The organism is Bacillus sp. RC240 (genome assembly GCF_044907945.1).
GTDB lineage: Bacteria > Bacillota > Bacilli > Bacillales > Bacillaceae_G > Bacillus_A > Bacillus_A mycoides.
The window spans coordinates 91,630-103,483 of the sequence record NZ_JBIYCT010000004.1; the positions used below are offsets into that span (position 1 = coordinate 91,630).

The 11,854-nt window shown below is 36.7% G+C and carries 14 protein-coding genes; 13 read left to right on the forward strand and 1 reads right to left on the reverse strand.

Features of this window, described 5'->3' with window-relative positions; translation table 11 throughout:
* Window position 1: 1 nt before the first annotated feature.
* The 3 genes from moaD to ABH955_RS15605 are packed head-to-tail and all read left to right on the forward strand — an operon-like array spanning window position 2 to window position 1,847.
* Window positions 2–238, forward strand: coding sequence for a molybdopterin converting factor subunit 1 (gene moaD, locus ABH955_RS15595; protein WP_061688899.1), 237 nt, complete (start codon window positions 2–4; stop codon window positions 236–238).
* A gap of 47 nt (window positions 239–285) precedes the next feature.
* Window positions 286–765: a cyclic pyranopterin monophosphate synthase MoaC gene (gene moaC / locus ABH955_RS15600; RefSeq protein ID WP_404456093.1), complete on the forward strand. Its 480-nt coding sequence runs from the start codon at window positions 286–288 to the stop codon at window positions 763–765.
* Window positions 766–794: 29 nt separating this feature from the next.
* Window positions 795–1,847, forward strand: coding sequence for a P-loop NTPase (locus ABH955_RS15605; RefSeq protein WP_404491314.1), 1,053 nt, complete (start codon window positions 795–797; stop codon window positions 1,845–1,847).
* 480 nt (window positions 1,848–2,327) lie between these two features.
* Here the strand turns inward: ABH955_RS15605 and ABH955_RS15610 are convergent, their stop codons facing one another.
* On the reverse strand, window positions 2,328–3,668 hold the full coding sequence (locus ABH955_RS15610) for a flagellin N-terminal helical domain-containing protein (RefSeq protein ID WP_404491316.1): 1,341 nt from the start codon (window positions 3,666–3,668) through the stop codon (window positions 2,328–2,330).
* Between the two features lie 245 nt (window positions 3,669–3,913).
* Here ABH955_RS15610 and ABH955_RS15615 point away from each other — a divergent pair, with 245 nt between their 5' ends.
* The 10 genes from ABH955_RS15615 to flhA all read left to right on the forward strand — a co-directional run bounded on the left by ABH955_RS15615 (window position 3,914) and on the right by flhA (window position 11,840).
* Window positions 3,914–4,702: a lytic transglycosylase domain-containing protein gene (locus ABH955_RS15615; protein WP_404491318.1), complete on the forward strand. Its 789-nt coding sequence runs from the start codon at window positions 3,914–3,916 to the stop codon at window positions 4,700–4,702.
* 221 nt (window positions 4,703–4,923) lie between these two features.
* Window positions 4,924–5,148, forward strand: a complete 225-nt coding sequence (locus ABH955_RS15620; RefSeq protein ID WP_002189074.1) for a flagellar motor switch protein FliN — start codon at window positions 4,924–4,926, stop codon at window positions 5,146–5,148.
* 14 nt (window positions 5,149–5,162) lie between these two features.
* The gene (gene fliM / locus ABH955_RS15625; RefSeq protein WP_061688906.1) at window positions 5,163–6,149 is read left to right on the forward strand and encodes a flagellar motor switch protein FliM; all 987 of its coding nucleotides are present in this window, start codon (window positions 5,163–5,165) and stop codon (window positions 6,147–6,149) included.
* A 10-nt stretch (window positions 6,150–6,159) separates the two neighbouring features.
* Window positions 6,160–6,519: a flagellar motor switch protein FliN gene (gene fliN, locus ABH955_RS15630; RefSeq protein ID WP_002031054.1), complete on the forward strand. Its 360-nt coding sequence runs from the start codon at window positions 6,160–6,162 to the stop codon at window positions 6,517–6,519.
* A 12-nt stretch (window positions 6,520–6,531) separates the two neighbouring features.
* The gene (locus ABH955_RS15635; protein WP_000121176.1) at window positions 6,532–6,852 is read left to right on the forward strand and encodes a hypothetical protein; all 321 of its coding nucleotides are present in this window, start codon (window positions 6,532–6,534) and stop codon (window positions 6,850–6,852) included.
* Window positions 6,849–7,607, forward strand: a complete 759-nt coding sequence (locus ABH955_RS15640) for a flagellar type III secretion system pore protein FliP (RefSeq protein WP_002118006.1) — start codon at window positions 6,849–6,851, stop codon at window positions 7,605–7,607. The genes ABH955_RS15635 and ABH955_RS15640 overlap by 4 nt, the downstream gene beginning before the upstream one ends.
* Window positions 7,608–7,640: 33 nt before the next feature.
* Window positions 7,641–7,916: a flagellar biosynthetic protein FliQ gene (locus ABH955_RS15645; protein WP_002011993.1), complete on the forward strand. Its 276-nt coding sequence runs from the start codon at window positions 7,641–7,643 to the stop codon at window positions 7,914–7,916.
* Between the two features lie 15 nt (window positions 7,917–7,931).
* On the forward strand, window positions 7,932–8,693 hold the full coding sequence (locus ABH955_RS15650; RefSeq protein ID WP_001055697.1) for a flagellar biosynthetic protein FliR: 762 nt from the start codon (window positions 7,932–7,934) through the stop codon (window positions 8,691–8,693).
* A gap of 10 nt (window positions 8,694–8,703) precedes the next feature.
* Window positions 8,704–9,750, forward strand: a complete 1,047-nt coding sequence (gene flhB / locus ABH955_RS15655; RefSeq protein ID WP_404456107.1) for a flagellar type III secretion system protein FlhB — start codon at window positions 8,704–8,706, stop codon at window positions 9,748–9,750.
* Window positions 9,751–9,773: 23 nt separating this feature from the next.
* Window positions 9,774–11,840 (forward strand): flagellar biosynthesis protein FlhA, encoded by a 2,067-nt coding sequence (flhA, locus tag ABH955_RS15660; protein WP_002189082.1) that lies wholly within the window; start codon window positions 9,774–9,776, stop codon window positions 11,838–11,840.
* Window positions 11,841–11,854 lie beyond the last annotated feature (14 nt).

The following is an 11,854-nucleotide window of genomic DNA, read 5'->3' on the forward strand; positions in this document are numbered from 1 at the left end:
AATGATAACAATTTTACTGTTCGCAAATTTACGAGAAGAAGTCGGCTCAGAGAGATTAGTAATAATAGAAAAACGAGAGATGAACGTTCATCAATTGAAAAAATGGTTGAAAGAAAACTATCACTTACAGACGCTAGAAAAAGTTATGGTAGCAATCAATGAAGAATTTGTAACGGACGAAGATATTGCAAAAGCCGGAGATACTGTCGCTTTTATCCCAGCTGTAAGCGGAGGGTAATTTTTTTATTCGAGTATTAAATCTTTCATACGTTAAGGAGGATCATTATGAGTGAATTTTCGCACTGGAATGAAGAGGGCAGAGCCAAAATGGTTGATATTTCTCAAAAGGATATTTCAACACGCACAGCTGTTGCGCAAAGTACGATTTCTTTATCAAATGAACTATTTGAGGCAATTCAAAGTGGTGGATTGAAAAAAGGAGACCCGCTCCAAGTAGCACAAGTTGCTGGAATAATCGGTGCTAAAAAAACAGCGGATATAATCCCTATGTGTCATCCGATATTAATCCAAGGAACAGACTTTACGTTCCGTTATGAAAAGAAAACTGATGGGTATGAGTTGATCATACGAGCGACAGTAAAATGCAGTGGGAAAACAGGTGTAGAAATGGAAGCATTAACTGCCGTATCGATTGCCGCCCTTACTTTTTACGATATGTGCAAAGCGGTTGATAAAACGATGGTTATGAAAGAAACGTATTTAGTACAAAAAACGGGTGGGAAAAGCGGAGACTTTTTTCACTAGGTAAAATAATTACAATGGAAGGAATGTGTATGATGATTACTCACGAACAGATTATGAACGCGTTAAGCCATGTCGAAGATCCAGAGTTACACAAAAGTATTGTGGAACTAAATATGGTTAGAAATATAAAAATAGATGGTACAGAAGTTGGGCTAGAAGTAGTTTTAACGATACAAGGTTGTCCGTTGAAAGCAAAAATTCAACAAGATATTGAAGACTCACTTCGAAACATTGGAGCGTCGAAAGTTACTTTAACATTCGGTTCTATGACACCAGAAGAACGCGCGGCATTAACAGCATCTTTAAAGAAAGAAGCTAGAACAGAAACAGGCATGCCTAGTATGCTTCGACCTGATTCAGGAGTACGTTTTATTACTGTAACGAGTGGAAAAGGGGGAGTCGGTAAATCAACTGTGACGATTAACCTTGCTACTGCTTTAGCACGTATGGGCAAAAAGGTTGGGATTTTAGATGCAGATATATATGGATTTAGCATCCCGGCAATGATGGAAACGAATGAAAAGCCAACAATGATTGATCAAACGGCAATTCCAGTCGTTAGTCACGGTGTTAAAATTATGTCGATGGGATTCTTCACAGAAGGAAATAACCCAGTCATGTGGCGCGGACCGATGTTAAACAAATGGATTCAAAACTTCCTTGCGAACACGCACTGGGGAGAACTAGACTATCTTCTTCTAGATTTACCACCTGGAACAGGAGACGTTGCGATAGATGTCGCTGCAATGATTCCACAAGCGAAGGAAATTATCGTTACAACGCCTCATAACGTAGCTTCATTTGTCGCTTCAAGAGTAGGAGTCATGGCAAAACATACGAAACACGATATTTTAGGTATCGTTGAAAACATGGCATATTACGAAGAACAAGATGGATCAAGAAACTATCTCTTTGGAAAAGACGGCGGCGAAATGTTAGCAGAACAACTGCAAACAGAAGTGATAGCTCAAATACCGTTTGCGAAGCGTGAAGAGAATAATGGTTCATGTGTATATGATGAAGATTCACTTGTTGGGGAGATTTTTACTTCTTTAGCGGAGGATATTATTTATAACGGATAGGTTGATATTAAAAGTGGGATACATAGCATATATGTATCTCCTTTTTATTTTTTATGGAGTTATTTCAATAGTTTTAAAGGTTATATTTAAAACTGCAATAACTTCGAAACCATTGCGGAATTTGACTGGCCTGTGAAACCATACTAAGTGCAACATTCATACGTCTCTTATTCTCATACAACGACTGCCTAGCATCCATACTTAAAACATTCCTGACAATACGCAGAATAGACACTTTTTATAGATCTATATATCCGGTGTTCTAGAGCTAATAAACGGCTATGAAGAGAAAATAGGGCTTATGCTCGCTTTATCTTTTGGTTTTCATACACAGGACGAGGCTAAAATAAGCCCTGACCGCTTCTAAATATGGCTGGAGCTTCTCTCCAGGCTAAAAAGAAAGTTTTTAATCTATTTATATAGAAAAAACAAACCTCTCCGCAAGCAGAGAGGTTTGTTCATGAAACTAACTCAAATGGCTTATTGTAATAATTTTGAAACCATTTGTGGAGTTTGGTTTGCTTGAGAAAGCATGCTGATACCAGCTTCGTTCAAGATTTTGAACTTAGTCATTTCAGACATTTCTTTCGCCATGTCAGCGTCTTCGATTTGAGAAGCAGCTGAAGCCATGCTTGATGCTTGGCTCTTAAGGTTGTTTACGTTAAAGTCTAGACGGTTTAATGTAGCACCTAGAGTTGCACGATTGTCAGCAACTGTTGTTAGAGCGTTATCAATTGCCGCAATCGCAGCTAGTGAGTTTGCTTTATTATCATCAAGGTTAATAGTACCTGCTTTTGGAATAACATCGTCTTTAAAAGCATTTTGGATTGCAGTTACTGTTGAATCATCACCTGTTTTAAAACCTTTAAGTGCAGTTTCTAATTTAGTATAATCAGATTCCTTCATACCATCCTTAATTTTTGCAAGCGCATCTGTGATAGCTGTTACATCAGTTGCGTCTTTTTTCAAGTTAGTAATTTTAGATTTAACAGAATCAATATCTTCTTGTTTTATTTCAACTGTACCTTTAGGTAAAGAAACCGCACCAGTTTTTGTAGAATCAACAAGATTTTGTAGATTTGTCATAGCTGTAGTTTTATCACCGTCAGCAGCTGAAGGATCAAATGCTGAAATAGCATCTTCTACTTTTTTTACATCAGCAAAATTCATGCCACCTTTAATTTTATCAAAATCAGCTCGGATCCCTTTGATTGCATCAGCATCAGAATCTTTAGTTAACTTTCCAACATTATCTGTAAAAGTTGTAACGTCAGCTTTTTTAACTTCTGTAGCACCAATTGCGATATCTTTAATTCCTAATTTGTCCAGTGTAATACCTTTTAAATTGATACCAATTTGTTGTTGCTCGTTGCTTGAATCAAGCGTTTGGATGTTAATAATGTTATCTGATTTTAATAAGTTTTTATCATTGAATTGTGTATTATCAGCAATATAGCTAATTTGTTCTGTTAATGCAGCAAATTCTTTTTGTAGCGCAACTTGGTTTTTATCTGTATTTGTACCGTTTGCAGATTGGTTCGCAAGGTCACGCATACGAAGTAAGATGTTAGATACTGAGTTCATTGCTGAATCAGCTGTACGGATTAAAGACATACCGTTTTGCGTGTTGTCAGCTGCAACTCCTAATCCGCTTTCACGTGCACGCATACGAGTTGCGATAGCAAGACCTGCTGCATCGTCAGAAGCGTTGTTGATACGTTTACCGCTTGATAAACGGTCCATAGCGTTACTCATTTTAGCTTGGTTTTGACGCATGTATTCTTGCGTACGCATGCTATTAATGTTTGTATTGATTCTCATGTTAAGAACCCCCATTTTTTTATATTGACTTTTCTGCAAATTGAAAAACGGTAATATGCGAAAAAATCGATTTCGAATTTATTGTAAGTCCTGCTATATCAAGTGTCAACTGAAAATTTGAATTAATAAATATAAAAAAATAACAGTTTAACAATTTAGTTGTTTTTTTATTGCAAAGGATTATTGCAAACTTTAAAAAAAAACTCTAATATTAGATTATCTTTGTTTACCGAAAAGGTGATATTATGGTAGTTGGAAATATAGTAAAAGAAGTTCTTGCATATAAAAAAGGACAAATTCAGCAAAAGTTAAGTAGTCCGCAGGCGTTCGTTAGTAGTCGTTTTCAAGATCAATTGCAGAGTGAATCTGCGAAGGAGACGAAGGTTACTCCGCAAACGGCAAAAGTAGAAGATATGAGTCAGCCGGTACAATCTACGAAAATAGAAACGGTTGTTAATAAACCAGTAGAGCCTATTAGAGTAGAGGAAACGAGTAAGCTTGAGGAGACGGAGAAAGCTGAAACGAAGAAAGTAGATGAAGTGCAAGTTGCACAAAAAGAGTTTGAGCGACGTTTCCCAGAAACGAAAAATGAGCCTGCTGATACGTGGGGATTAACGAATAAATATAATATTCAGAAAATACGTTCTTCAAATGAAGGTAAGTATGAGGATATTATTGATCGCGTAAGTAATACATATGGAATTCCGAAAACTTTAATTCAAAAAATGATTGAAGTAGAGTCTAATTTTAATCCGAAAACGGTGTCACATGCAGGGGCGATGGGGCTTATGCAGCTTATGCCAGCAAATGTGAAAGAGATGGGTATAAAAAATCCATTTTCACCAGCTGAAAGTATTGAAGGTGGTGTGAAAGAGTTAAGCGGTTATTTAAAGAAAAATAACGGTGATCTCGTATTAGCGCTTGCTTCTTATAATGCTGGTCCTGGTAATGTGAGAAAGTACGGAGGCGTACCGCCATTTAAAGAAACGCAAGGATATATAAAGAAAATATTGAATATAGACGTTTCGAAATAAGAAATTTCATTTATATATAAAGTGAAACTTTAATCAGTGGGGGTTTTGTTCATCCCCCACTGATTATTAGCTGAACCAATCGGGCTTTTACGGGCAGTTGCCCCTCCGCCTAACTTCTTTGCTTTCGCTGAATTTTGAGGTAGGGGTCTTACTGCCCGCAAATAGCGGGATAAATAGAGAATATGAAATTTTCGTTAACATGATATGGGAGTTGGCTAGATTTGAAATTACAAGATGATATTCCGTTAACAATTTATTTTGAAATCGGAAATACAAAAAAGAAAATTGAAGATCTGCTTCATATTACGAAAGGTACATTGTATCGTCTTGAAAATTCAACGAAAAATACGGTGCTTATTATGCTTGAGAATGAAGAGATTGGAACCGGAAAGATTTTGACGAAGAATGGAAAAATGTACGTTGAAATTGTTGAATTGAAAAGGTAGGGAAGGGGATTTTCATGAGTGGCGATAAATTAAGTCAAGAGCAAATTGATGCCCTACTGAAGGCGGTAAATGAAGGCGAGGAAATGCCAGCTTTCGCACAAGAAGCAGGGAAGCAAGATAAATTTCAAGAGTATGATTTTAATAGACCGGAGAAGTTCGGTGTTGAGCATTTACGTAGTTTGCAAGCGATTGCGTCTACTTTTGGCAAACAGACGTCACAGACGTTGTCAGCGCGTATGCGTATTCCAATTGAACTAGAGCCTTCGACCGTTGAGCAAGTTCCGTTCACGAGTGAGTATGTGGAGAAAATGCCGAAAGATTACTATTTATATTGTGTTATTGACCTCGGCCTTCCAGAGCTTGGAGAAATTGTAATTGAAATTGATTTAGCGTTCGTTATTTATATTCATGAATGCTGGCTTGGCGGAGATAGTAAGCGTAACTTTTTAATGCGTAGACCGTTAACGGCGTTTGAGTTTTTAACGCTTGATAATATATTTGCTCTTCTTTGTAAAAATTTACAACAATCATTTGAAAGCGTTGTTGCGATTGAACCGAAATTTGTAACGACGGAGACAGATCCGAATGCGCTGAAGATTACGACAGCGAGCGATATTATTTCACTATTAAACGTAAATATGAAAACGGATTTTTGGAATACGACAGTTCGTATCGGTATTCCGTTCTTATCTGTTGAAGAAATTATGGATAAGTTAACGTCTGAAAATATTGTCGAACATTCTTCAGATAAGCGTAGAAAGTATACGTCTGAAGTAGAAGTGAAAGTAAATCAAGTGTACAAGCCTGTTCACGTTGCGATTGGTGAGCAGAAAATGACAATGGGCGAGATTGAGCAAATTGAAGAAGGCGATATTATTCCGCTTCATACGAAAGTAACAGACCAACTACGTGGTTATGTAGATGGAAAACATAAATTTAATTGTTTTATCGGGAAAGATGGAACGCGTAAGGCGCTCCTATTTAAAAGTTTTATAGAGTAGGAGGATCTATATGAAGCATGAAGTATCTCCTGTGTCATTAATGGGATTAGAAGAATTTGCAGGGAAGCGAAATGAAGCGGGGAAGGCACATATTGATACCGTTTCGGATATTTCGATTGAACTTGGAGTAAAGCTTGGGAAGTCATCTATTAAGCTTGGTGATGTGAAGCAATTAAAAGTTGGCGATGTTCTTGAAGTAGAGAAAAATTTAGGACATAAAGTAGATGTATATTTAAGTGATATGAAGGTCGGTATTGGTGAAGCGATAGTAATGGATGAGAAATTCGGCATTATTATTTCTGAAATTGAAGCTGATAAGAAACATGCAGCGCTTATGAAGGCGCAAAATCAAATGCAGGATAAAGAGTAGAGGAGGAGTCATATGTCGTATATGACGACCTTATTTCAAGTCGTTTTACTGTTTGGTGCGCTCGGCTATGGTGCATATTATATGACGAAAAAGACGCGCAAACAGCAGTTTTTTAAGCAAGGTGAAAACGGCCATATTCAAGTGAAAGACGGCGTATATTTAAATCATCAAACGAGCGCCTTTTTGTTTGAAGTGGACGGAAAGCAAGTGTTCACTGTTATTAGTAATAACGGTGTACAATCTGTGCAGTTAACAGGAACAGGAAATCAGTTTCAACAAGCGCTAGAAGACGCGGTGAAGAGTGAAACGAAAAAAGTAGAGGATCCATCATGAGAATAAAGAAACAGTTATCGTTATTTGCCGTTATTTTCGTATTTTCTATTATTTTTTCATTTGTTTTTGTAAATCCAGCGTATGCAGCCCCGAACGGCTTTATTAATTTCGAAAATGGAAAAGAGTTTACGAGTAATTCAAGTGTACAACTATTCGCACTCGTTACCCTTCTATCATTATCTTCTTCTATCGTTCTTTTATTTACGCACTTTACGTATTTTATGATTGTTCTTGGGATTACTCGTCAAGGACTTGGGGTAATGAATTTACCACCAAACCAAGTGCTTGTTGGACTCGCATTATTTTTATCACTGTTTACGATGCAGCCAGTACTTGGACAGTTAAAAAGTGATGTGTGGGACCCGATGACGAAAGAAAAAATAACAGTAAGTCAAGCTGCGGAGACGACAGCTCCGATTATGAAAGATTATATGTCGAAGCATACGTATAAGCATGATTTGAAAATGATGCTGAAAGTGCGCGGAGAAGAGTTGCCGAAAGATTTAAAGGATCTTTCACTGTTTACGCTTGTGCCATCCTTTACGTTAACGCAAATTCAAAAAGGTTTACTTACAGGGATGTTCATTTATTTAGCGTTTGTCTTTATTGATTTAATTATTAGTACACTTTTAATGTACCTTGGGATGATGATGGTACCGCCGATGATTTTAAGTTTACCATTTAAAATACTCGTTTTCGTATATTTAGGTGGATATACAAAAATCGTCGATATTATGTTTAAGACGGTCGCCTGAAGCATTTGATGCTATGTGATAGGAGTCATATAAATGAATACGTCACCAATTATAGATATTTTCCAAACCTTTTTTTATAAAGGGGTTATGATTTTAATGCCGATTGCCGTTGTAAGTATGATTGTCGTTATTATTATCGCGGTTATTATGGCGATGATGCAAATTCAAGAGCAAACGCTGACGTTTTTACCGAAAATGGCGAGTATTGTGCTCGTTATTATCATTTTAGGTCCGTGGATGTTTCAAGAGTTAACGATGCTTATTTTAGATTTATTTGATAAAATCCCATCGCTATTGCGTTCGTACTAAGATAGGTGAACTGAAATGAATATGGAATTATGGGCGGCGACGTTTTTTGCGTTTTGTCGCATTACTTCATTTTTATATTTTCTACCGTTTTTCTCAGGCCGATCAATTCCGGCGATGGCAAAGGTTACATTTGGACTCGCTCTTTCGATTACAGTGGCTGATCAAGTGGATGTCTCTCACATAAAGACAGTTTGGGATGTAGCAGCTTATGCAGGAACGCAAATTGTAATTGGGTTATCACTTTCAAAAATTGTAGAGATGCTGTGGAACATTCCGAAAATGGCAGGGCATATTTTAGACTTTGATATCGGTTTATCACAGGCGAGTTTATTTGATGTAAATGCAGGGTCACAGTCCACTTTGCTATCAACAATTTTTGATATATTTTTTCTTATTATTTTTATTTCACTTGGCGGCATTAACTATTTCGTTGCCACGATTTTAAAGTCGTTTCAATATACAGAGGCGATTTCAAAATTGTTGACGACTAGTTTTTTAGATAGTCTACTTGCAACGTTATTATTTGCAATTACATCAGCGGTTGAAATTGCTTTGCCACTTATGGGCAGTCTATTCATTATTAATTTCGTCCTTATTTTAATTGCAAAAAATGCACCGCAATTAAACGTTTTTATGAATGCGTACGTAATTAAAATAACGTGTGGTATTTTGTTTATTGCGATGAGTGTACCGATGCTCGGTTATGTGTTTAAAAATATGACAGACGTATTACTGGAAGAGTATACGAAACTATTTAACTTTTTCTTAACGAAGTAGGGGGACGCGCATGGCAAAGGATAATAAAACAGAAAAGGCCACCCCGCAGAAGCGTAAAAAATCGCGTGAAGAAGGGAATATTGCCCGGAGTAAAGATTTAAATAATTTATTTTCCATTCTTGTATTAGCAGTTGTCGTTTACTTTTTCGGAGATTGGCTCGGTTATGAGATCGCACATTCCGTAGCGGTACTGTTTGATCAAATTGGAAAAAATACAGATTCGACCGAGTATTTTTATTTAATGGGCATATTACTTCTGAAAGTATCGGCTCCTATATTAATACTTGTATATGCTTTTCATTTGTTCAATTATATGATTCAAGTTGGTTTCTTATTTTCTTCTAAAGTACTTAAGCCGAAAGCATCACGTATTAATCCGAAAAACTATTTTACGAGATTGTTTAGTCGTAAAAGTTTAGTAGATATTTTGAAATCACTGTTTTATATGGGATTAATCGGTTACGTTTCGTACGTTCTCTTTAAAAAGAATTTAGAGAAGATTGTTAGTATGATTGGATTTAACTGGACAGCGTCACTTACTGAAATTATTAGCCAAATTAAATTTATCTTTCTAGCCATTTTAATTATTTTAATCGTTCTTTCTATTATTGATTTCATTTATCAAAAATGGGAGTACGAACAAGATATTAAAATGAAAAAAGAAGAAGTGAAACAAGAGCATAAAGATAATGAAGGGGACCCGCAAGTAAAGGGGAAACGAAAAAACTTTATGCATGCCATCTTGCAAGGGACAATTGCGAAGAAGATGGATGGTGCAACGTTTATTGTGAATAACCCAACGCATATTTCGGTTGTACTTCGTTACAATAAACAAGTTGATGCAGCGCCTATTGTCGTTGCAAAAGGGGAGGATGAACTCGCGTTATATATACGAACGCTTGCCCGTGAACAAGAAATACCAATGGTGGAAAATCGTCCGCTTGCTCGTTCTTTATATTATCAAGTCGAGGAAGACATGGCGATTCCAGAAGATTTATACGTAGCTGTAATTGAAGTTATGCGCTATTTAATTCAAACGAAAGAACTTGAAGTATAATAGCGCGTTTGGAGGGGATCTCTTTGTTTAAGATGGATTCTGCAAGAACCTATTTTTCTATCTTTTTAGCAGCGTCATTCGTTGTGGCGCTCTTAATTCCACTTCCGCCATTTATACTTGATATCGTTATCGTTTTTCTACTAAGTATGTCAGTGCTTATTTATATGCGAGCTACAAGTATTAACGAGTGGGATGAATTAAAGTCATTTCCGACGATGTTGTTATTAATCGGGATTTTCCGCGTATCGATTAACGTTTCGACGACGCGAGCGATTTTAACAGACGGAAATGCGGGTCATGTTATTGAAGAGTTTGGCCAGTTCGTAATTGGCGGGAACTTATTAATTGGTATCGTTATTTTTATAGTATTAATCATATTCCAGTTTATCGTTGCAAACGGTGCGTCTCGTACAGCTGAAGTAGCAGCTCGTTTTACACTTGATTCTTTACCAGGGAAACAAATGTCTATCGATGCTGACTTGAATCAGCGTCTTATTACAGAAAAAGATGCACAGGCAAAACGAAAAAAATTAAATATGGAAACAGAGTTTTACGGAGCGATGGATGGTGCCGGAAAGTTCATTAAAGGGGACGTTATTTTCGGGATTGTCATTTTATTCGTAAACATTATTTTCGGTTTAATTGTCGGTATGATGCAGCAAGGAATGAGCTTTGCAGATGCGGCTATTCACTATACACAGTTAACTGTCGGTGACGGAATTGTAAACCAAATCGGTTCGTTAATGCTTGCGATTTCAACAGGTATTATCGTAACGCGAGTATTTGACGGTTCATCTGATACAGTAACTGAAGGAATCTTTAAAGAGTTATTAGCGCATGAAGTTGTTGTATATGCACTCGGTGGTTTATTTATCGCAATGGGTGTTTTTACACCGTTACCATTTCTACCCTTTGCTCTCGTTGGAGGCACGATTGTTTTCTTAGGAGTTCGTAATAAAAAGCGAATAAAGAAAGAAAAAGAAGACGAGCTTCAAAAAGAATTAGAAATGATTCAAGGCGATGAAGAGCAACTGCAACAAGTGGAAGATTCATTCGGCGTCTTTACAGATAAATATCCAATTATCGTAGAGCTCGGTTTAGATTTAGCGGCACTTGTAAAGCAGAAGATTAACGGGGAAACAGCTCGTGATAAAGTTGTTCTTATGAGGAAGTCGATTATTACTGACCTTGGTATTAACGTTCCTGGAATTAACTTTAAAGATAATACGAGCTTTAGACCACGCGGACGTTACATTATTCGTATTAAAGGTGCGAAGGCGGCTGAAGGTGTTTTAAAATCAGGTTATTTATTAGCACTGAAAACACCGAATGTAATGGCTGATTTAGATGCAGAGCCGGCGAAAGATCCAATTTTTGGTGAAGATGGATATTGGATTTTGGAGCATATGGTACAAGATGCACAAATGAAAGGCTATCAAGTGTTAGAGCCGCTCAGCATATTAATTACGCATTTAGATGTTGTCGTTAGACGTAATCTTCATGAGTTAATTCAGCGTCAACATGTGAAAGACTTGATTAACTCACTTGAAACTGATAATGGCGTTTTATTAGAAGAAATTAAGAAGAAAGAAATCGATTTATCACTCGTGCAAAATGTTATTAAACAACTTCTGAAAGAAGGAATTTCAATTCGTGATTTACCAACAATTATTGAAGGTATTATTGACGGGAAAGAAATTTATCAAAACCATGTTGATGGTGTCACTGCATTTGTTCGTGAATGTATTTCAAAAGTTATTTGTGAGAGTGCGAAAAATCCTGATGGGAAAATTTATGCAGCGCTTTTCGCTGATTCAATCGAGTTAGATGCGGATGTTGTTAATAATTCATACCAAGGTTATTTATTAAACTGGGATTTAGATTTAGAAACGCGAGTAGTAGAGCAAGTACAGCGCGTTTTCAAACAAGCTCGTTTAATGGGAAGAGAGCCAGTATTATTAACACGCAGAAAAGATTTCAGGTTTGCGATTGTGAGACTTCTTGAACGTTATCAAATAGAAGCTAAAGTATTATGTATTAGTGAATTAGCACCAGAAATTGTTGTAGATCAAATTGCTTATATTGAATAGTAGGGGGTGAAGTA

What these genes read in the sequence shown, in the direction of transcription:
- moaD (WP_061688899.1), top strand. Translation starts at nt 2, where the DNA reads ATGATAACAATTTTACTGTTCGCAAATTTACGAGAAGAAGTCGGCTCA.
- moaC (WP_404456093.1), top strand. Translation starts at nt 286, where the DNA reads ATGAGTGAATTTTCGCACTGGAATGAAGAGGGCAGAGCCAAAATGGTT.
- ABH955_RS15605 (WP_404491314.1), top strand. Translation starts at nt 795, where the DNA reads ATGATGATTACTCACGAACAGATTATGAACGCGTTAAGCCATGTCGAA.
- ABH955_RS15610 (WP_404491316.1), bottom strand. Translation starts at nt 3,668, where the DNA reads ATGAGAATCAATACAAACATTAATAGCATGCGTACGCAAGAATACATG.
- ABH955_RS15615 (WP_404491318.1), top strand. Translation starts at nt 3,914, where the DNA reads ATGGTAGTTGGAAATATAGTAAAAGAAGTTCTTGCATATAAAAAAGGA.
- fliM (WP_061688906.1), top strand. Translation starts at nt 5,163, where the DNA reads ATGAGTGGCGATAAATTAAGTCAAGAGCAAATTGATGCCCTACTGAAG.
- fliN (WP_002031054.1), top strand. Translation starts at nt 6,160, where the DNA reads ATGAAGCATGAAGTATCTCCTGTGTCATTAATGGGATTAGAAGAATTT.
- ABH955_RS15635 (WP_000121176.1), top strand. Translation starts at nt 6,532, where the DNA reads ATGTCGTATATGACGACCTTATTTCAAGTCGTTTTACTGTTTGGTGCG.
- ABH955_RS15640 (WP_002118006.1), top strand. Translation starts at nt 6,849, where the DNA reads ATGAGAATAAAGAAACAGTTATCGTTATTTGCCGTTATTTTCGTATTT.
- ABH955_RS15645 (WP_002011993.1), top strand. Translation starts at nt 7,641, where the DNA reads ATGAATACGTCACCAATTATAGATATTTTCCAAACCTTTTTTTATAAA.
- ABH955_RS15650 (WP_001055697.1), top strand. Translation starts at nt 7,932, where the DNA reads ATGAATATGGAATTATGGGCGGCGACGTTTTTTGCGTTTTGTCGCATT.
- flhB (WP_404456107.1), top strand. Translation starts at nt 8,704, where the DNA reads ATGGCAAAGGATAATAAAACAGAAAAGGCCACCCCGCAGAAGCGTAAA.